This is a genomic window from Ruegeria sp. CH5 (assembly GCF_056537025.1).
Map to the genome: position 1 here is coordinate 355,501 of NZ_JBQFQT010000002.1, position 19,483 is coordinate 374,983.

22 protein-coding genes are annotated in these 19,483 nt (G+C 63.6%); 6 read left to right on the forward strand and 16 right to left on the reverse strand.

Annotation, left to right across the window (positions count from 1 at the left end; translation table 11 throughout):
* Positions 1-119: 119 nt before the first annotated feature.
* The 11 genes from ACR0JC_RS09115 to ACR0JC_RS09165 form a co-directional block, all read right to left on the reverse strand.
* Positions 120-2,114: a CocE/NonD family hydrolase gene (locus ACR0JC_RS09115; protein WP_170340713.1), complete on the reverse strand. Its 1,995-nt coding sequence runs from the start codon at positions 2,112-2,114 to the stop codon at positions 120-122.
* A 51-nt stretch (positions 2,115-2,165) separates the two neighbouring features.
* Positions 2,166-3,269 (reverse strand): glycerate kinase type-2 family protein, encoded by a 1,104-nt coding sequence (locus ACR0JC_RS09120; protein ID WP_170340717.1) that lies wholly within the window; start codon positions 3,267-3,269, stop codon positions 2,166-2,168.
* Complete coding sequence (gene dtd / locus ACR0JC_RS09125) at positions 3,269-3,706, reverse strand: D-aminoacyl-tRNA deacylase (protein ID WP_170340719.1); 438 nt, start codon at positions 3,704-3,706, stop codon at positions 3,269-3,271. Before dtd ends, ACR0JC_RS09120 begins: the two co-directional genes overlap by 1 nt.
* Positions 3,707-3,729: 23 nt before the next feature.
* Positions 3,730-4,410 (reverse strand): nitroreductase, encoded by a 681-nt coding sequence (locus ACR0JC_RS09130; protein ID WP_170340721.1) that lies wholly within the window; start codon positions 4,408-4,410, stop codon positions 3,730-3,732.
* A gap of 99 nt (positions 4,411-4,509) precedes the next feature.
* Complete coding sequence (locus tag ACR0JC_RS09135; RefSeq protein ID WP_170340724.1) at positions 4,510-5,625, reverse strand: TFIIB-type zinc ribbon-containing protein; 1,116 nt, start codon at positions 5,623-5,625, stop codon at positions 4,510-4,512.
* A gap of 6 nt (positions 5,626-5,631) precedes the next feature.
* Complete coding sequence (locus ACR0JC_RS09140) at positions 5,632-5,949, reverse strand: CPCC family cysteine-rich protein (protein ID WP_170340726.1); 318 nt, start codon at positions 5,947-5,949, stop codon at positions 5,632-5,634.
* A 9-nt stretch (positions 5,950-5,958) separates the two neighbouring features.
* Positions 5,959-7,107, reverse strand: a complete 1,149-nt coding sequence (locus ACR0JC_RS09145; RefSeq protein WP_170340729.1) for an SPFH domain-containing protein — start codon at positions 7,105-7,107, stop codon at positions 5,959-5,961.
* A gap of 22 nt (positions 7,108-7,129) precedes the next feature.
* Positions 7,130-8,083 carry a DUF2927 domain-containing protein gene (locus ACR0JC_RS09150; protein WP_170340731.1) on the reverse strand — a complete coding sequence of 318 codons (954 nt, stop codon included), beginning with the start codon at positions 8,081-8,083 and terminating at the stop codon, positions 7,130-7,132.
* Positions 8,084-8,096: 13 nt separating this feature from the next.
* Positions 8,097-9,287 (reverse strand): toxic anion resistance protein, encoded by a 1,191-nt coding sequence (locus tag ACR0JC_RS09155; protein WP_093964738.1) that lies wholly within the window; start codon positions 9,285-9,287, stop codon positions 8,097-8,099.
* Between the two features lie 30 nt (positions 9,288-9,317).
* Entirely contained in the window at positions 9,318-10,232 is a 915-nt protein-coding gene (locus ACR0JC_RS09160) for a 5-bromo-4-chloroindolyl phosphate hydrolysis family protein (RefSeq protein ID WP_170340733.1), read from the reverse strand.
* Between the two features lie 177 nt (positions 10,233-10,409).
* Entirely contained in the window at positions 10,410-11,222 is an 813-nt protein-coding gene (locus ACR0JC_RS09165; RefSeq protein WP_437342835.1) for a pseudouridine synthase, read from the reverse strand.
* A gap of 61 nt (positions 11,223-11,283) precedes the next feature.
* Here ACR0JC_RS09165 and ACR0JC_RS09170 point away from each other — a divergent pair, with 61 nt between their 5' ends.
* A complete protein-coding gene (locus ACR0JC_RS09170) occupies positions 11,284-11,754 on the forward strand; it encodes a nucleoside deaminase (RefSeq protein WP_170340737.1) in 471 nt (156 codons plus the stop codon).
* A gap of 7 nt (positions 11,755-11,761) precedes the next feature.
* Here ACR0JC_RS09170 and ACR0JC_RS09175 read toward each other — a convergent pair whose 3' ends face one another.
* Together ACR0JC_RS09175 and ACR0JC_RS09180 are read right to left on the reverse strand one after the other, a co-directional pair.
* Complete coding sequence (locus ACR0JC_RS09175) at positions 11,762-12,940, reverse strand: M24 family metallopeptidase (protein WP_170340739.1); 1,179 nt, start codon at positions 12,938-12,940, stop codon at positions 11,762-11,764.
* Positions 12,937-13,629 carry a metal-dependent hydrolase gene (locus tag ACR0JC_RS09180; protein ID WP_170340741.1) on the reverse strand — a complete coding sequence of 231 codons (693 nt, stop codon included), beginning with the start codon at positions 13,627-13,629 and terminating at the stop codon, positions 12,937-12,939. The genes ACR0JC_RS09175 and ACR0JC_RS09180 overlap by 4 nt, the downstream gene beginning before the upstream one ends.
* Positions 13,630-13,686: 57 nt before the next feature.
* Here ACR0JC_RS09180 and ACR0JC_RS09185 point away from each other — a divergent pair, with 57 nt between their 5' ends.
* Entirely contained in the window at positions 13,687-14,373 is a 687-nt protein-coding gene (locus ACR0JC_RS09185) for a ceramidase domain-containing protein (protein WP_170340743.1), read from the forward strand.
* On the opposite strand, the gene ACR0JC_RS09190 is transcribed toward ACR0JC_RS09185, so the two are convergent.
* The 3 genes from ACR0JC_RS09190 to ACR0JC_RS09200 all read right to left on the reverse strand — a co-directional run bounded on the left by ACR0JC_RS09190 (position 14,333) and on the right by ACR0JC_RS09200 (position 16,024).
* Positions 14,333-15,091: a class I SAM-dependent methyltransferase gene (locus tag ACR0JC_RS09190; protein ID WP_170340745.1), complete on the reverse strand. Its 759-nt coding sequence runs from the start codon at positions 15,089-15,091 to the stop codon at positions 14,333-14,335. The genes ACR0JC_RS09185 and ACR0JC_RS09190 overlap by 41 nt on opposite strands.
* A gap of 6 nt (positions 15,092-15,097) precedes the next feature.
* On the reverse strand, positions 15,098-15,661 hold the full coding sequence (locus ACR0JC_RS09195; protein ID WP_170340747.1) for a DUF4202 domain-containing protein: 564 nt from the start codon (positions 15,659-15,661) through the stop codon (positions 15,098-15,100).
* 201 nt (positions 15,662-15,862) lie between these two features.
* Entirely contained in the window at positions 15,863-16,024 is a 162-nt protein-coding gene (locus ACR0JC_RS09200; protein WP_170340142.1) for a hypothetical protein, read from the reverse strand.
* Positions 16,025-16,251: 227 nt separating this feature from the next.
* On the opposite strand from ACR0JC_RS09200, the gene gatC reads away from it, so the two are divergent.
* From gatC to ACR0JC_RS09220, 4 genes are read left to right on the forward strand one after another with little or no spacing between them, the layout of a single operon-like run.
* Positions 16,252-16,539 carry an Asp-tRNA(Asn)/Glu-tRNA(Gln) amidotransferase subunit GatC gene (gene gatC, locus ACR0JC_RS09205; protein WP_005981734.1) on the forward strand — a complete coding sequence of 96 codons (288 nt, stop codon included), beginning with the start codon at positions 16,252-16,254 and terminating at the stop codon, positions 16,537-16,539.
* Between the two features lie 3 nt (positions 16,540-16,542).
* Entirely contained in the window at positions 16,543-18,030 is a 1,488-nt protein-coding gene (gene gatA / locus ACR0JC_RS09210) for an Asp-tRNA(Asn)/Glu-tRNA(Gln) amidotransferase subunit GatA (RefSeq protein ID WP_170340750.1), read from the forward strand.
* 39 nt (positions 18,031-18,069) lie between these two features.
* A complete protein-coding gene (locus ACR0JC_RS09215; RefSeq protein WP_093964748.1) occupies positions 18,070-18,768 on the forward strand; it encodes a hypothetical protein in 699 nt (232 codons plus the stop codon).
* The gene (locus ACR0JC_RS09220; RefSeq protein ID WP_170340752.1) at positions 18,707-19,474 is read left to right on the forward strand and encodes an N-acetylmuramoyl-L-alanine amidase; all 768 of its coding nucleotides are present in this window, start codon (positions 18,707-18,709) and stop codon (positions 19,472-19,474) included. The genes ACR0JC_RS09215 and ACR0JC_RS09220 overlap by 62 nt, the downstream gene beginning before the upstream one ends.
* The last annotated feature ends 9 nt before the right edge of the window (positions 19,475-19,483 follow it).

The window sequence follows — 19,483 nt, forward strand, 5'->3', positions numbered from 1 at the left end:
CTCCCAGTTGAGTGTTTTGTGTGCCCGTTTTACGGGCTTTTTATTGACGCATGAGTCAACGTTGGCGCATTTCGTCGCGGCGGGCAAGGTCAAATCTCGGGGACGTGCCACCAGCAAAATCACATCTGATCACGAGGTATGGTGTCCTCCACGGTTTTGGAAAAAATCTTCACATCGTTTTCAAAGGCATCAAGCGTCGCGCGCAGATGAAAGTTGGATCGGTCCGACCACATCTCGCAACTGGCCTCGGTTCGCAGTTGGATGCCGTCGCGCCGGGTCTCTTGTACCCATTCGCAGCGACCGCGCGCGCTCAGCGGATCGTCCGGATGGATGGACCACCGTTCAAAAGCGGTTCCGCCGCTGACCAGACCATGATCCGCGTCTTCGACCAGGCCGAAATCATCTTCGATGACCAGATCGATGGTGCCGGTCGTCATGTCTGTTTCGACGCGCCGCGCATGGGTCGCCTCTCGCAATTGGGTAACTTGCCACGGAGAGTCCGCATCGGGCGGGGCAAATTGCCATTCATCCCGATCCGACCTGTCGCGCTGGGGGATCGTGAACGTGCCGCCTGTCAGGTGCAGCTCCGCTGTTTCCGGCGAAGGCCAGATCAGCGGCCAATAGGCGCTTGAGACGGCAACGCGCAGGCGGTGGCCCTCGGGAACCCGGTAGGCGATGTGGTCCAGCACGACCTCGATGTCATAGACCTGTCCGGGTACCAACGTTTTGGGGGACAAATGCCCCTCCGTATGGGTCAGATTCAGTACACCATAGGTGATCCGAGTCGCAGCTCCGTCGGGGTGGATGTGGTTCAGCCGAACGGCAATTTGGGCTTGTGGTTTGTCGACACTCAGCTTCAAGCGCAGGCGCGGGGCACCGACAATGTCCAGATCTGCGGTCAGAGGGGTCGTGTCGAAACAGGAGGACAGAGCGTCATCTGCCCGCTGGTCGCCCGGCATGTCCGGACCCAGCCAGATGGCGCAATATTCGCCGCCATCCATGCCGCAATGATGCGGCGAGCGGATTTTGGTATCCAAGGGCCCGTCCTCTCCCAGCCCGGCATCGGAAAGCGGAAGGGTGACCGTCGGCAGGTGGGGCGTGGCGCCGGCATCCTCGGCGATCCACCGACCCGGGCGCTCGGCATACCAGCGCGCCGGGCGCACGCCATCCATCAGATAGGCGCGATAGGCCGGGTCCTGTTCGACGCCGGTCTCTTTGTCCTTCAGCCATCGGTCCCACCAGCGCAGCGCCTCTTGCAGGAAGCCGATGCGAGGTTCGGGGACGGCAAAATGCGGGTATTTGTGCACCCAGGGACCGACGATCCCCTTGACCGGCGCAGTCAGGTTTTCGACCAGCCAGGGCACCGTGTTCTTGTAGGCATCGCCCCAGCCGCCCACCGCCAGTGTCGCGGCCCGGATCGCTCCGGGGTCTTCGCAGACAGACCCATGCCGCCAATAGGCATCGCGGGTCTGGTGCCGCAGCCAGACCGAGGGCAGGAAGGGTTCTGCCTTCAACCGCTGCAACCACATCTCGCGCCAGTCGTCACGCAACGCGGGGTCGGGCGGGCGGGACGAGTACGACCACATGGTCGCCCCCCAGCCCAGGTTCTCGTTCAACAGGCAGCCGCCCTTGTAGTGGATGTCATCGGCATAACGGTCGGCGGTCGAACACAAGGTGATGATGGCCTTCAAGGGTGCGGGCTGCAGCGCCGCCACCTGCAGCGCGTTGAAGCCGCCCCAACTGATCCCCATCATCCCGACTGCGCCGCTGCACCATGGCTGTTGGGCTAGCCACTCGATCACCTCGACGGCGTCGTCCAGTTCCTGCTGGGTGTATTCATCCTCCATCAGTCCCTGGCTGTCGCCGTTGCCGCGCATGTCGACGCGGATGCAGGCGTAACCCCGTTTGGCAAACCAGGGATGGGTCAGGGCATCGCGCGCCGTCGTGCCGTCGCGCTTGCGATAAGGCAGGTATTCCAAAATGGCGGGCACCGGGCGCTGCGCCGCATCGACAGGACGCCAGATCCGCGCCGACAGACGGCAGCCGTCCGACAGAATGATGCCCTGATCCGGAACGTCTTCGATCTCGGCCAGTGAGTTCTTCGCCTGAGTCATGTGCCTAGTCTCAGGCGCATCGGCGGATGTTGTGCGAGGAAAAGCGTCAATTCATTCCTTCGTTGCGACAAGCAGATCCATGACATTGGTTCCCGTGGGGCCGGTCACCAGCAGAGCACCGACCCGGTCAAGGAACGTCCCCGCATCGGCCTCGCGCAAGGCTTGGTCCGCCCCATCGGCCCATGTCGCGCCGGTCACGACACCGCCGGCCGCATCAGTCGGCCCGTCGGTGCCGTCGGTTCCACCGACCACGACACACAGCCCCTCGCATCCTTGAATCTCGCGCGCCAACGCCAGTGCCAGCGCCTGGTTGCGCCCGCCTCGGCCCGGGTTTTCGGGCAGGACGACCGTCGGCTCTCCGCCAAAGATCATCGCGCCCGGCGGCATCTGACGCAGCCGCGCGCCGATATCTGCGGCGACGGACAGATAGTCGTCGTGCAGGGCCTCTTCCTCAACCAAAACGTCCAGACCGGCGGCACGTGCCGCGTCGGCTGCGGCGCAGCGCGCATGGGCGTTCGAGGCAATGATTTCGACACTCGCTTCGAATTGCGGGGCGTTGGGCAAGGCGCCGATGCCCGATCCGATGACGCCGATGTCGTCCCCCGGCACGTCCGAAATGGCCAGGACCGTCGCGCGCGCTCCGCCGAAACCGGTCAGCAGACCGCCGCCCTTGATCCGCGAAATCTTGCGCCGGCGGGCGTTCATGGCGGTGATGTCCAGCCCCTCGGACAGCAGCTGCGCGTTCAGCCGCGCCAGATCTTCGAGGGTGGCCCCCGGCACAAGATCCTCGGCCAGCGAAGACGCACCGCCCGAGACCAGCAGCAACAGATGCGTGCCAGGCTCCATGGCCTGAACAGCCGCGCGCAGGGCCTGGCCACCCTTCAGGCTGCGGGCATCGGGCACGGGGTGAGAGGCTTCGATGATCTGCAGATGTGACGGCAGCCCTTCGGCATGGCCGTCTTTCGTGACCACAAGGCCCGGTGTTCTGCCGAAATGATCCTGCGCCGCGTTCATCATCGCCGCCGCGGCCTTGCCCACCGCCAGAATCCGATCGGGGCGCGGAATATCAGGCAGTGCCGCCTTGACCGCGCCATAGCCGTCAACGGCGGCAACGCCAGCCTTCCAGATCGCGATCGCCTGATCCTGCATCGTCATCACATGTCCATCCAGATCGTGACCGGGCCGTCATTGACCAGGGACACCGCCATATCCGCACCGAAAGACCCGGTTTCGGTCGGAACGCCAAGCGCGGCCAGCGCGCGGGCAAAGTGTTCGTACAGGCGTTCGCCGGTTGCTGGATCGGCCGCCGCCGCAAATCCGGGCCGGTTGCCGCGCGACGTGTCGGCGGCCAAGGTGAACTGGCTGACCACAAGGGCCGAGCCGCCGATATCCAACACCGACCGGTTCATCTTGCCCGCGTCATCCTTGAAGATCCGCAGCTTCGCAATCTTGGCCGCCAGTTGCTCGGCGTGCGAGTCGTCGTCCCCCTGCATAGCGCATACCAGCACCAGCAGCCCCGGCCCGCACTGGCCGATGACTTCCCCCTCGACCGAGACCGATGCCTCGGACACCCTTTGTATCAATGCGCGCATGTCATGTTTTTCTCAAAGTTCGCTCACTCGGCCGACGCCCCACGCCAAGTGACGAATTCGTCCAGCATGGCGCGCTCGGTCCGGAATTGGTTGGCCGGATGATCGGCATCCGGATAGCCGAAGGAAATCGCACACAGGATCAGCCGGTCATCGGGGATGTTGAAATAGCGGTGCAGGAACGGCCCATAGGCGGCCACCGCCGCCTGTGGGATCGTGGCGATTCCCAAGGCCTGTGCCGCCAAGGTGAAAGCCGTGACAAACCCGCCGCAATCCATCGCGCCATAGGGGCCGAGTTCCGCCGGGCTGGACAGGATGGCGCAATGCGGGGCACCGAACAGGTTGAAGTTTTCCATCATCTGCCGGGCCGATCCGGCGCGGTCACCTTTCTCAACGCCGACTGCCTCGTACAGGGCCCATCCGCACGCGCGGCGCCGGTCCTGATAGACGCCGGAATAGCCGGTCGGAAAGGGCAGGTCGGGCTGCGCCTGGCCGGTCTCGGCTTCGGCCCGCAAGGCGCTGCGGAACGCATCCGTTTCCACGCCGCTCGTCACGACCACCTGCCAGGGCTGCGCGTTGCACCAGCTGGGCACCCGGGCGGCGCTGGTCAGGATCTGTTCGATGTCACCCCGCGGCACCGGATCGGGCCGGAAGGCGCGGCAGGAATGGCGCGCGGTCAGAAGCGTGTTCAGATCGGCCAGGGTCACGTCGTCCTCTCCTCCGGGGCAGCCGACGGCAGGATGGGTGAGGAGCCGGGGATGTTCAAGGGGTTCCGCGGCAGAGTTTTCGGCGGCGGAACTCAGCGGTCATTGCTGTCCGGTCGCCACCAGATACCCGATGCCGGCTGCCGCCAGCAGGCCCAGGACCACCGCAATCGTGATCTTGATCGCCGACCAAGGCCGTTCGCCCTGCACCTGACCGGTGCGACCGTTGACGACAAAGCGATAGGTCTGGCCGCGATACTTGTACGCGGCCATCCAGACCGGCAGCAGGATGTGCTTGAAGGTCACGTCGCGGATGTCGGTTTCGATCGCATGGATGCGCTGCCGGTCGCCGCCGATGTCAAAACGGACGTCACGCTCGATCACCCGGGCCATGTGGCCGCGGGCTTCCTGATAACCTTGCTGCAGATCGACCGTATAAGCCTCGGCCCGGAATCCGGCCAGGTATTCGGGCTGATAGGGCTCGAGCGCGGGCAGGTCCCAAGGTTGCAGCGCGTCGGTGTAGGATTTGGGCAGAGATTGCGAGGCCAGCACCAGAACGTCGTCAAAGAACCGGGCCACCCGACCGGATTTCGGCGTCCAGCGCACCTTGGGCACCTGCTGCTGCACGCGCTTGCCGTCACGCATCACCGTCCGGGTTTCGTAATAGACCACGCCCCGTTCGCCGCGATAGGTCGATTTCGTGTCGGCGTCGAAGGTCCAGTAGGGCACATAGATGCCCTGCATCCTGCGGCCTTTGCGGGCATAGTCTTTGAGCCCGTTCGGCGCGAACCACAGCCGCCCCAGCCAGTCGCTCATGGCCTTGTGTGCGGCGCGTTCGTCCAGCGCAAAGGGCAGTACGCCGCGCGGCTTGATGTGCCGGTTGACGCCGGTATCGGTCACCACTGGAGTGGCGCAGAACGGGCATTCCGCCGCGTGAGTGTTGGGGTCGAACTCGACCTGGGCCGCGCAATTGGGGCAGGTCAGAACCCGCGTCTCTTCGATCTCGCTGTCGGGCAGGCGGTCGGCGATGGCGGTGTCAAAGTCCAGTTCGCGCAGGCTGGCACCGCCCCAGGGACCAGCCCCTATCGGTTCGGAATGGCCGCAATGGTCACAGGTCAGCGTGCCGGATTGTGGGTCGAACCGATAGTCCGCGCCGCAATTGTCACATGGAAAACGATGTTCCGCAGAACCGGGTGGCGGAGCAGGGGGCTGTGTCATGGGTGGTCACGTGTCGAGGGGAAAGTGAAGATAGGCTGCGCGCTGCTCCTCAGGCAGGACATGCGGCAGCATCGCCGCCACGCAGGCCCCGATTGCCCGGAAATTCTCGCGCGCCTCGGCCAGCGTCAGGCCGTGATTGGCGGCAGAGGGATCGCGGGGGTTCTTGTCGTACAGAATGTCCTCGTCCTCCCAAAAGCAGATCGCGCAGATCAGGTAGGCCCCGCGCTCGGCCAGGGTGACATACCCGCAGCACGGGCAGATGAATTGCGGCGGCTGCGGCGCTTTGCGCCCGCCTGTCTTCGAGCGTTTCCGCGATGCGGGCATGCCGATGCCTCACGCCCCGGGCGGCGGAGGCGGCAGGATCGTGAACAGCTGCGCGAGTTCCTGCACCTCGCCCGCTTTCTTCCATCCGTCCTGACCGGGGGTCCACACGAAAGTTTCCCGCGTAATTTCTCCGTCGCTGGCCATACGGCCCATCTTGGCCTTCGAGAACGGGCCGCTGGTCTGACCGTCCACCGCGATATGCCAAACATGCTCGACCGGCGGCGGGGGCGGCGGGGCCGCATGCGCTAATGGTTGTGGGGCAGCGGGCGCGGGCGCGCCCCACGGGCCAGACGGCTGACCCGCTGCCATGTTCGACATCTGGTTCGCCATCGCCATCCCCATGCCCATACCAAGGCCGGCACCCATGCCACCGCCACCGCTTGGGTTGCTGGCGGCCGCCGTCATCGCCTCGGCCGCTGAATACTGGGTGAATTTGCCCAGATCCCCCGCCAGCCCCATCGAGGTACGCTTGTCCAGCGCCGCCTCGACCGCCGGCGGCAGCGAGATGTTCTCGATGTAGAATTCCGGCATCTCGAGGCCGTAGCCGTCCAGCACGGGCGAGACCTCGGCTGCGATCAGCTTGCCCAGATCGGCGGTGTTGGCGGCCATGTCCAGAACCGGAATGCCCGAGCCTGCGATGACCCGGCTGAATTCCTGCACGATGATGTTGCGGATCTGAAAGCTGATCTCGTCCATGGTGAACTCGCCATCGGTGCCGACGATCTCGACCAGGAAACGGGCCGGGTCCTTGACCCGGATCGTGTAGGTGCCATAGGCGCGGATCCGGGTCGGGCCGAATTCCGGGTCGCGCAGCATGATCGGGTTCTTGGTGCCCCATTTCAGGTCGTTGAACCGGGTCGTGTTGACGAAGTAGATCTCGGACTTGAACGGCGACTGGAACCCGTGATCCCAGTGCTGCAGCGTCGTCATGATCGGCATGTTGTTAGTCTCAAGCATGTAGAGGCCGGGCGTGAACACGTCGGCCAGCTGGCCTTCGTGCACGAATACGGCCGCCTGGCCCTCGCGCACGGTCAGCTTGGCGCCATACTTGATCTCGTGGCCTTCGCGCTCGAACCGCCAGACCATCGTGTCGCGGGTGTCGTCCACCCAATGAATGACATCAATGAATTCTCCGGTCAGAAAATCGAAAATTCCCATCTGGGTTCTCCTGTCATCGGGGTCAGAGCGACTGCCCCATCAATTCACGGGCGATGATCCGTACCACCGGCGCGGCCTCTTGCGCGGTCATGCCGGGTTTCAGGCGCGGATCATACAACATCGTCAGCAGCTTTTCGTCATGGCTGGTCAGCAGGGCGAATTCGTCGTCATCATTGAAGATCGACGGCCGCGCCCGTGGGCTGTCATTGGGCAGGCCCAGCCCCTGGGCGATTTCCTCATGGATGCAGCTCAGCCGCATCAAGTCGGGGTGCTCGGCCCGTACCAACGCAACCGCACCAGTGTAGGTGTTCGGTGCCCCGTTCGACGCCGAGGCAAAGACGAAGCAATAGAACGAGCGCGGTAAATCCTGAAACAGGTTCAACTGAGCCTGCCCGATATTGGGAAACAACTGGCGCAGTCGCGTTTGCACGAATTCCGTATCGTCATCGCCGGCGACGAAGACATGGAAGTTCGCGTTTCTGGTTACGGTCGAGATCGGGTGGCCAGTCAAGGACGACATGCGTTCGGTATAGGCCCGGATCTGTGCCTTGTCGGCCGCACGTTGGTCTGGCGATACTGACGGCCCGAACTCTGCCTGTATTCGGACTGGGCCAGACCAGCGGCTTAGCCTTCCGCTGGTACGTTGGCTGCTGCCAGATACGGCGGCGCCGGGATACTCGCTGTAGAACGCGATGGCTTCGAAATTCCGGGCCAAATCATCCGCATCAAACGGGGTGTCCGGCCCGCCACCGTCTGTACGCATCAGACCTCGGGTCAACAGGTCGCGCTCGACGCGCTGATAATAACGCGCCAGATCCCGGCTTGCGGCCGAAGGTTCGACATAAGCATTGGCCAACTGCGGCTGGGACGGGCGCGCCTGCGGGGCAATCGAGGACTCGAGCGCGTCATCGCAATTGGCCAAGATCAGCAATGCAGCTGCCCCCAACCCGTGCCCTAGAAATCTCCGAAGCCGCACCTGCGATCTCTCCTCAGCCCGGAACGGCGGTTCCGGCCGTGTCGCCCAGCCCGTCTTTCCGGGCCTTGGCCGAAGCCAAGGTGTCCCGCAGCTCGGCTTCCATCTTCTTCAGCTCTTCTTCTGCGGCGGCCCGTTTCGCCTTGCCTTCGTCAGCGATGGCGAGGCTTTCATTGATCGTGCCGATCAGATCCTCGTTGGCCTTCTTGACGGCTTCGATGTCGAACACGCCGCGCTCCATTTCCTCGCGGATCATCTTGTTCGACTGGCGCAGATTCGCGGCGTTCGAGGTCAGCAACTCGTTCGTCAGATCGTTGGCGTCGCGTACGGCGGCGGCGGCCTCGGCGCTGCGCTGGATGGTGACCGCCTGCGCCAGCTGGGTTTCCCACAGCGGCACGGTGTTCACCAAAGTCGAGTTGATCTTGGTCACCAGCGACTTGTCGTTTTCCTGAACCAGCCGGATCGAGGGCAGCGATTGCATCGTCACCTGCCGCGTCAGCTTCAGGTCATGCACGCGCCGTTCCAGATCGTCGCGGGCGGCCCGCAGGTCGCGCAGTTCCTGCGCCTTCATCACCTGCTGATCTTCTGGGGCGGCCTTCACCTCGGCCTCTTTCTCGGGGATGTCATGGCTGTCAAGTTCGGTCAGCTTCTCTTCACCGGCGGCGATGTACAACGCCAGTTCATCATAGAAATCCAGCGTCTTTTCATACAGCAGGTCCAGCGACTTGATGTCCTTCAGCAGCGTGTGCTCGTGCGACAGAAGGTTGTCGGTGATCCGGTCGATCTGATCCTGCACCTCTTCGTAGCGCGCGGTGAACTTTGCGAAAGGCGCGGCGCGGCCCAGCAGTTTCTCCCACCAGCTGCGCTCGCGGCGCACGTCCAGTTCAGACACGGAAAAGCCGCGGATCGTGGTGACGATGTCGCGAAGGCTGTCGCCGGCGGGGCCGACATCCTTGTTGCGCACGTCGGCCAGCATGGCCTGGCTGATTTCCTGCAGCTCGGCTTGCGCCGCCGAGCCAAAAGCAACGATCGAGTTGGTGTCGCCCATGTCGATTTCAGACATGCGCTTGCGGATTTCGGCACCCACCGGTTCGTCCGCTTCTTCCAACGGCACGATCTCGGAACTCGGCTCGGGCAATGAGACGGCTGCAACTTCCTGAACCAGCGTTTCGGCCTCGGCCGCCTTTTTCTTGATTTCGTCAGACATGAGAAGCTTCCCTGTTCTTGGTTTGGCCGGTCAGTCGAGCCGGACGCCTTCGCGCTGCAGCCTTTCGCGCAGCACGTCGATTTCGACCGTCAGATCACTGCGGTCATCCAATAGCATCTTTCGGGTGCGGGCCGAAAAATTCTGCTCGAGGTCGTCCAGCAGCGCCGAGTAATCGGACAGAGCCTGAGGGTCGCGGGTGCGCGCATAGACATCGGCAAACTTGATCGTCGCATCGCGGGCGCCCTGCAGATAGACGGTCAGGTATTTGCGGGCACCGGCCAGATCGCGCGGGTCTTCCTCGACCGTACGGAACAGGTCGCGGGCGGTAGTTTGGAACCGCTCGACCCGGGCTTCGATCCTGCGGTCGCCGGCCCGTTTGATGGCATCCGTCATTTGGTTCAGATGCGCTTCGGCATCTTCGACTACGCGGGCGACCCGGTCCTGTTGATAGGTGTCCACACCCTCCATGCCCTTGTTCTTCATCGGGTCGAGCCCGAAGGCGACGGAATGCAGGGCCGTGGCCACGCCGCCGAACAAGACCGGCGCCAGGAGGCTGACCTGGCTGGCGGCCTCTGCATCCAGATAGTCGTTGCGATAGGCGGCCAGACCCACCCCAAGCCCGGTCAAAACGGACGAGAAGATCTTGCGGGGAAAGGCTGGGCGGCGCGCGGTGCGGCGCGCGTTGTAGGCATCTTCGGCTTTCAGCCCTTCACGCAGCAGAAAGGCTGCAGCGGTCAGAATGCCGGCGGCGAGCAATCCCAGGGTCATCCCGATCGCGCCGTCGTTGAGCGACAAAAAGACCAGAGGGATCGCCGGAACGAACAGGACATTGGCGCGTGCGCCGACCGGGTTCACCCGGGCACCATCGTATTGCCCGCGCGGGGCGGGCGCGTCGGTGTCGGACTGGCCGTCGGGGCTGAACTTTCCGCCGTATCGCTTGGCCATGGCGTCAGAGCCCCCCAAGCCAACCGGTGCAGACGCCGAACAACAGCACCAGCAGGGCCGCGTAGGCCATTTTTTGCACTCCGGTCCCGGACATGACGTCCTCCAACTGCGGTTGTCCCCTTGAAAACCTAGGGGATCAATGGGCTTGGCGCTAGGGGGAAGGTTCGATAACCCGCGTCAATTGCGTGATTTCTTGCCGACCGGCCTGCGGGATCTTTGAGGGCGGCTTGGGCGTTTCGCAGCAGCCGGTGGGGTTTCGGGTTCCAGGCCCAGCTGGTCGCGCAGAACGCGGCGGCGGATTTCCTCGACCTCGCCGGGTTTGAGATCGCCCAGCTGGAACGGCCCGTAGGACACGCGCAACAGCCGGTTCACGGTAAAGCCGATGTCTTCGATCGCGCGGCGGATTTCCCGGTTCTTGCCCTCGCGCAGTCCGATCGTCAGCCATGCATTCGCACCTTGCTGGCGGTCCAGCGACACGGTCATGGGCTGGAACCTTTCGCCCTCGATCACAAGGCCCTGGCGCAGGGGGGCGAAATCCTCGTCCTTGGGGCGGCCGTTGATCCGCACCCGGTATTTGCGAAGCCAGCCGGTCGAGGGCAATTCAAGCTTGCGCTTGATGCCCCCGTCATTGGTCAGCAGCAGCAGGCCCTCGGAATTCAGGTCCAGCCGGCCGACGCTCATGACGCGGGGCATGTCCTCGGGCAGGTTGTCGAAGATCGTTGGGCGGCCTTTTTCGTCGCGGTTCGTGGTCACAAGGCCGGTTGGCTTGTGATACAGCCACAGACGCGCGGGTTCTGGCTCGGCCACGGGCTTGCCGTCGACGGTGATCTTGTCGCTGGGCGTGACGTTCAGCGCCGGGCTGTCGATGGTCTTGCCGTTCACGGTCACGCGGCCGGCTTCGATCATGCGTTCGGCCTCGCGGCGCGAGGCGATGCCGGCGCGGGCCAGCACTTTGGCGATCCGGTCGCCGGGAGGAGGGGTGTTACTCATGCCTTGCGCATAGCGCATCGGCGCGGCTTGCGAAAGGTGGGTTTCTGGGGCAGTCAGGGGCATGGTCTTCAGAACGCATATGGACAAGGCGCTGGAACAGGCGCGCGCGGCAGGTGATCGGGGCGAGGTTCCGGTGGGCGCGGTGATCGTGGCGCCCGACGGGCGGATCATCGCGGCTGACGGCAACCGTACGCGCGAGTTGCACGACCCGACCGCGCATGCCGAGATTCTGGCCCTGCGCGCCGCCTGCCGGGCCGTCGGGTCCGAGCGGCTGACGGGGCATGACCTGTATGTCACGCTGGAGCCCTGCGCCATGTGCGCCGCGGCGCTGGCGGCGGCGCGAATCCGGCGGATCTACTACGGGGCCGCCGATCCGAAATCGGGCGGCGTGGCGCATGGGGCGCGGGTGTTCTCGCACCCTCAGGCCCATCACAGGCCGGACGTCTATGACGGCATCGCGGCCGAGGACTGCGCCCGGTTGCTGCGCGATTTCTTTGCCGCGCAGCGCGGTGGCGGCGGGCCCAAGGGCTGAGGCGCGCTCAGGCCGGTTTCACGACCAGTTCGCGGGGTATGTCTGCCAAGGGTTGCCCGCCCGTCGGCGTGACCACGAAGGTTTCGGTGATGGCCAGCCCCCAATCGGGGGTCCACAGACCCGGCATCAGGTGAAAGGTCAAGTTGTCCTGCAGAACGGTGCTGTCGCCGGGGCGCAGGCTCATGGTGCGCTCACCCCAATCGGGCGGATAGCTCAGGCCCACCGGATAGCCCGTGCGATTGCCTTTGACATAGCCGGCCCGGGCAAAGCTGTCATAGACGCAGGCGGCGATCTCTTCGCAGGTGGCGCCGGGGCGGGCGGCGGCCAACGTGTCCTCAATCGCGGTCAGGATCGCGGTTTCCGCGCGCCGGATATCGGCGGGTGGGTCACCCAGAAACAGGCTGCGGCTGGCCGGGCAGTGATAACGGCGATGGCAGCCCGAGATTTCGAAATAGGTCGCCTCGCCCGGTTTCAGCGGACGGTCGTTCCAAGTGATGTGCGAGGCCGAGGCCTCGGCTCCCGAGGGCGCGATGGGCGCAATCGCGGGATAGTCGCCCGCAAGACCCGGCAGCCCGGCGATGCCCGCCGCCTGAACCTCGGCCACAAGCACGTTCTTGGGAACCCCGGCGCGGAACCCGTCGCGCAGCACCGCGTGCATATGCGCGGTCAACTGCCCGGCCTTGCGCATCAAGGCGATCTCGGCCTCGCTCTTGACCGCACGCTGCCAGTTGACCAACCCCGTCGCGTCGATCAGCGCATCGCGGCCGAACGCGGTCTCAAGGATCCGGTGGCTGGCGGCCGAGTAGTAATAATTGTCCATCTCGACACCCAGATGGGTCGTCCAGCCGCGCGCGCGCAGCAGCGATGCCAGCGACTCGACTGGGTGATGGTCGGGGTGCTGCACATGTTCTTCGGGCCAGTCGAACAGGTCGGCGGGGTCCAGCCAGGTGGTCTGCGCCGCGCCGGGCTTGTCCTGCGTCCGGCCCCACCACAGAGGTGCGCCGTCGCGCGGCACGATCACCATCTGCGGGACGTAGAAGCTCCAGCCGTCATAGCCCGTCAGCCAGGCCATGTTCGACGGGTCCGCAACCAGCAGGGTCTCGACACCATGCTGGGCCATCGCGGACCGGGTCTTGGCCAGCCGCGCCGCGTATTCTTCCGCCGAGAAGGCCAGCGCGGGTGTCAAAGCTCGATCTCCTGCAGGACCTCGGGTTCGATGACGGTCACGCCCGGCAGCCCATCCGCCAGGTCCTTGGCGGATTGTTCCAGGATCGGAAAAGTCCGGTAGTGGCAGGGGATCACCGTCTTGAAGTCAAAATACCGCCGGGCGGCATAGGCGGCGGCTTTCATATCCATCGTGAAATATCCGCCCGCCGACAGGATGCCGATATCGGGTTTGTAATAGTCGCCGATCCACTCCATGTCGGCCATGATCGTGGTGTCACCCGAGACATAGACCGTGTGACCATCAGCCGACAGGATGAACCCCACCTCGGACCCACCGGCGCGCGGGCCATCGGGTGTGGCGAAAGTCGAGCTGTGCGAGGCCGGCACCATGTCGACCTTGACCCCGTTCAGGTCGACCCGGCCGCCCTTGTTAAAGCCGATGGTCTCGATCCCTTCGGCCTCGGCCCAATGGGCCATGACGTCGTATTGGCCCACCACGGGAATATTCAGGCGTTTGGCCAGCGGCAGAACGTCGGCGACGTGGTCGAAATGCGTGTGGGTCAGCAGGATATGCGTGGCGCCTTGGACGACGGCCTCGTGCTGATCCTCGGGCAGCATCGGGTTGCCGCTCAGCCAGGGGTCGATCAGCAGGACCTGTCCCGCCGCGTGAATTCGAAAGCTGCCATGCCCCAACCAGATGATTTTCATGAAAGACCCTCCTGAAACCGGTTCAGGGTCAGCCTAGCATCGGCTATATAAAAATCCATGGACTGGATGCGAGAAATCGACGGCTATTGCGAGCGCTTGTCGCCGGCCTATTGGGCCGAACCCGTAAACGCCGTGACCAACGCGGCCTTTCTGCTGGCGGCATGGGTGATGTGGCGGCGGGTGCGGGGGCAGGGTCTGCCCTTGGCCAACCTGCTGGTCGCCATTCTGGCGGTGATCGGTATTGGCAGCTATCTGTTTCATACCCATGCGCAGGTCTGGGCCGCTTTGGCGGATACGACGCCGATTTTGCTGTTCATCCTGGTCTATATCTTCGCTGTGAACCGGGACATCTGGCGGCTATCCACGCCGAAGGCGGTGGGGCTGACGGCCTTGTTCATTCCCTATGCGGCGTTAACCATTCCGCTGTTTCAACTGGTTCCCGGGCTGGGCGGGTCGTCCGCATATGCTCCGGTGCCGTTGCTGATCCTGATCTATGCGTATCTTTTTCGCGTGCGCAGGCCGCAATTGGCCCGGGGCCTGGCGGTCGGGGCTGCGATCCTGATCGCGTCGATCACCTTCCGTGCGCTCGATGCTCCGCTTTGCGCCCGCATCCCGATGGGAACGCATTTCATGTGGCACCTCCTGAACGCCACCATGCTGGGCTGTATGATCGAGGTTTACCGCCGGGCCATGACGGATGCGGTCAGTCCGGCAGTCGCCGCGCCACGTAGAACCCATAGCTGACAAAGTCGGAATAGGTTTCATACAAAGTGATCTCGGCCTGTTCCGCATCGACAATGGCTTTGGCCTGCTCGGATTGGCCATGCCGGTCGAGAAAGGCGGGGAAGCTGCGCTGAAGGGGGAGATAGTAGTTCTCCATCCAGCAGTCGGTGCCCAGCGGGAAATAGCCGACTGGTTCATAGCCAGCGGTCTCGATCTGGCGGATCTTCTCTCCGGCGGTTGCAACTTCGGGATAGGCCTCATCCCAGTGCCTTGTCAGCGGTTCGGGGCGTCGATCGGTCAGCCAGGTCAGCTCGGACACTGCCAGGACCCCGCCGGGTCTCAGGAACCGACGCCAGGCTTTCAAACCGTTCTCGAACCCCATGTTGTAGATCGCGCCTTCCGACCAGATCACGTCAAGGCTGGCATCGTCGAAGGGCAGGTTCTCCATTGACGCCTCAAGGGTGTGAATGCGGGCCGCCAGACCCAAGCCCTGCGCACGCCTGTTTAACTCGGCCAGAAACTCCGGCAGGAAATCCACTGCCGTCACCGATGCGCCCAGATGGCGCGCAAGGCAGAAGGCCGCCGAGCCGGTTCCGCAGCCAATATCGGCGATCTTCAGTCCGGGATCGGCTTGTACGCCCGCCAGCGTCAGCGCCAGTTGCGTTGCCGCGTCGCTGCCGGGGCCTTGCCGGTCGTTGGGCAGGTGCAGGTCGATCAACAGCTGCATGTCATCAGTCATGACCCGTCAATCCTTGAAGGCGCTGGCCAAGTCTTCGGGTAGGTCGAACTCGTCCAGCACGCGTCGGCGCGCCTCGGCCGACATCTTGCGGGCGGTCTTTTCGACGATGCGCTGGATCTTTTCGTCCGAGTGTTTCGTGGCGAAGGGCGCAAAATACCATTTCAAAAAAACAAAGCAGATCACGTCCTCCAGCGCCTGAACGTCGTTGTCGCGCTTGATGCCCTGTTTGCGCAACATGCGACGGGCGGCGTCGATCTCGGCCTGATCGTAACCGGCCTCGGACATCAACTCGGCCACGACCTGCGCGTGATGCTCGGCCTGGGCCTTGCGCCAGGCCAGATAACCCGCGCGCCCTTCAGGGTATTCCGAGCGGGCCAGCTTCCAGCGCTCGACATGCTGGCCGCGGGCGGCGATCTGCAACGGCTCGGAGGCGTCGGGGAACAGTCGATCCAACTCAGCGCTCATCCGTTCGCCATAAAGCAGCGCGGCGGGGCGGCCGTCTTCCTGGGTGGGATCGGCCGAATTGGCCGTATCAATTGCATCCAGAACCTTCTGCTTGCGCTCTGTCATGGCATCTCCTGCTTTGGCAACGGCACCTCGGGACATTCGGTCATGCTGACCTGAAACTCTTGAGTGAATGAACGATAGAGCACCGTGCTTCAACAAAAAAGCGCCGACCCATTCAGGGCCGGCGGCGCCACGAGGGCAGGTGCAGGATCGGGGCGGAAAAAGGGGGGAGAACCGGCCCGATCCAACAGGGAAGCGGTAGGGTTAGTTGCGGAGCGAGGATTTCTCCTGGCTCACCTGATCCGAGGGGTGCTGATCGGGGAAGGTCAGCGTCGGTGTCAGGTCGCCCATGGGAACCCCCAGCGCGAGGGCCGGCGCGGCAGCGGTTGTCAGAACAACGGACACAGCAATCAACATGCGTTTCATGATTTTTCTCCGGACTGAACTGTTTCGTTCAGTACATAAAGTAACTTTTTGCGCCGGCTTCAATCGTCAAAGTGAACTAATCCGTTCACTTTTTTGCATAGCGGGTATTCAAAATTGTTTGGCTTGGCGGCAACCGCGTGGGCTTTGGACAAATCGCTGTGGCTCAGTGGTCTTGCGACTGCTGCATCAGACGGGTAAATGCCCCTGTAACGCATATGAGGTTTCCCATGTCGATTGACCAAAGCACCGCCGCCAAGGTGGCCAAACTGGCCCGGATCAAGGTCGAGGATGACGCGTTGCCCGCGCTGGCCTCGGAATTTAACACGATCCTGGGGTTCATCGAACAGCTGAACGAAGTTGACGTCGAAGGGGTCGAGCCGATGGTCTCGGTGACGCCGATGCGGCTGAAGCGGCGCGAGGATGTTGTGACCGACGGGAATATGCAGGACAAGATCCTGTCGAACGCCCCCGACGCGCGCGAGGGCTTTTTCGCGGTTCCCAAGGTGGTGGAGTAAGACATGTCCGATCTGAACAAACTGAGCCTTGCCGAGGCCCGCGACGCCCTGCGCAACGGAGATGTGACCTCGGTCGAGCTGACCGAGGCCTGCCTGAAGGCGATCGACGCAGCCGATGTCTTGAATGCTTTCGTGCACAAGACCCCGGAAATCGCGCTGGAGCGCGCCAAGGCCGCAGACGAGCGCATCAAGGCGGGCGACGCGCCTGCCATGTGTGGCCTGCCGATCGGCATCAAGGATCTGTTCTGCACCAAGGGCGTGCCCTCGCAGGCTGCGTCCAAGATTTTGGACGGGTTCAAGCCCGAATACGAATCCACGGTCTCGCAGCAACTGGCCGATGCGGGCGCGGTGATGCTGGGCAAGCTGAACATGGACGAGTTCGCCATGGGTTCGTCCAACGAAACCTCGGTCTACGGCAATGCGGTAAACCCTTGGCGGCGCGGCAATGATGACGCGCAGCTGACCCCGGGCGGTTCCTCGGGTGGTTCGGCGTCTGCCGTCGCAGCCGATCTGTGCCTGGCAGCGACCGGAACCGACACCGGTGGCTCGATCCGGCAGCCCGCCGCCTTCACCGGCATCACCGGCATCAAGCCGACCTACGGCCGCTGCTCGCGCTGGGGCATCGTGGCCTTTGCGTCCTCGCTGGATCAGGCCGGGCCGATGACCAAGAACGTGCGCGACGCGGCCATCATGCTTGAGGCGATGTGTGGGCACGACCCGAAAGACTCGACCAGCGCAGAACTGGCTGTTCCGAACTTTGAGGCTATGCTGACCGGAGACATCAAGGGCAAGAAAATCGGCATTCCAAAGGAATACCGGATGGATGGTGTGCCCGCCGAGATCGAAAAGCTCTGGGCCGATGGGGCCGAGATGCTCAAGGCCGCAGGGGCCGAGATTGTCGACATCTCGCTGCCGCACACCAAATACGCGCTTCCGGCCTACTATGTAATCGCACCGGCCGAGGCGTCGTCGAACCTGGCGCGCTATGACGGCGTGCGCTACGGCCACCGTGCGCAGCTGGCGCAGGGCGACGGCATCACCGAGATGTATGAAAAGACCCGCGCCGAAGGCTTTGGCCACGAGGTGCAGCGCCGCGTCATGGTCGGCACCTACGTTCTGTCGGCCGGTTTCTATGACGCCTATTACAACCGCGCGCGCAAGGTGCGGACCCTGATCAAGAAAGACTTCGAGGATGTCTTTGCCGCAGGCGTCGATGCGATCCTGACACCGGCGACACCTTCGGCGGCGTTCGGTCTGGGCGAAATGACCGAGGCTGACCCGGTGCAGATGTATCTGAACGACGTGTTCACCGTGACCGTCAACCTCGCGGGTCTTCCGGGTATCTCGGTTCCCGCCGGTCTTGACGGGCAGGGCTTGCCGCTGGGGCTGCAGCTGATCGGTCGTCCGTGGGAAGAAGGTGACCTTCTGAATACCGCCTACGCGCTTGAGAATGCCGCCGGGTTTGTGGCCAAGCCGGGCAAATGGTGGTAACCCTCAGCAGCGGTAACAACGCGAGGACGGAGCAGTTCCATGCGCAAAATGCTTCTCATTCCGGCCTTCGGGTTCGTCGCGGCTTGCGATACCGTGGCGCCAGTTACGGACTCCGGCTTCAACACGCCGCAGTATCAGGCCGAACGCGAGGCGCAGTTGGCTGGGCAGGGCGCAGCAGGCAACCCGCTGCTGCCGCCCCCGGCCATTTCGCAGGAGCAGTTGAATGCCGAAGCCGGTCCTGCCCCCTTCACGACGGGCGACAGCGCCACGGACATTGCCAACCAGACCGCGGCGGCATTGGCGAGCACATCGGCTCAGCCGACTGCACCGGTGGCTGTAAGCTCAAACGGCATTTCGAACGAGCAGGATTTCGCAGCGGTTTCAAGCAGCCGCAGCATCCAGGATGATGCCGCGCTGATTCAGCAGAACCGTCAGACATACGAGGTTGTCGCGCCGACGGCGGTTCCTCAGCGCGGGTCGGACGGACAGCCCAATATCGTCCAATATGCTCTGACTACGACCAATCCAGTTGGCACACAGCTCTACAGCCGAGCCGGGTTCAATTTGCAGGCCAAGGCACAACGCAACTGCGCAGGCTACGCATCGCCCGACCAGGCCCAGATCGATTTCCTGGCCAATGGTGGCCCCCAGCGCGACCGCAAGGGCCTGGACCCGGATGGCGACGGATTTGCCTGCGGCTGGGACCCCAGCCCGTTCCGCAGTGCCGTCGGCAACTGAACTCTCGCCGATCTGGCACCCATCCCCCAATTTCGGCCCCCGCCGGGATGGGTTGAAGCCGTCGCTGGTGGTGCTTCACTACACCGCGATGAACAGCGCTCAAGCCGCGCTGGAGCGTTTGTGCGACCCGGACTCCGAGGTATCGGCCCACTATCTGATCGGCTGCGACGGAACGCTCTGGCAGATGGTCCGTGAGGAAGATCGCGCCTGGCACGCCGGTGCAGGTGCGTGGCGGGGGTTCAGCGACATCAATTCCCGCTCCATCGGGATCGAACTCGACAATCGCGGCGATCATCCTTTCTCCGAACCGCAGATGGCGGTATTGGAAAACCTGCTTTCACATTTGCAAGAGCGGTTGGGGATCAAGCCCTGGAACGTTATCGCCCATTCGGACATGGCCCCCGAGCGAAAGCTTGATCCCGGTCCCAAGTTTGATTGGGATCGTCTCGCGCAACAAAAAATGGCAGCGGGGCCGGCCGTTCTGAAGGGTATATGCCTTGATGAATTGCCGCCAGACGACCAATACTTTGCATTGGTTGCCAAGAGGGCCGGGTACCCCAAAGCCCCTGCCGCGGATCTGCTGAAAGCGTTCCGAAGCCGGTTTGCCCCGTGGCGGCGCGGGCCCCTGTCCAAGAAGGATATGGGCGACATCGAACGACTGGCTGCCTTGATGGAACACCTTGACGGTATTCGGGTGGACGTTTAACCCGGCAAC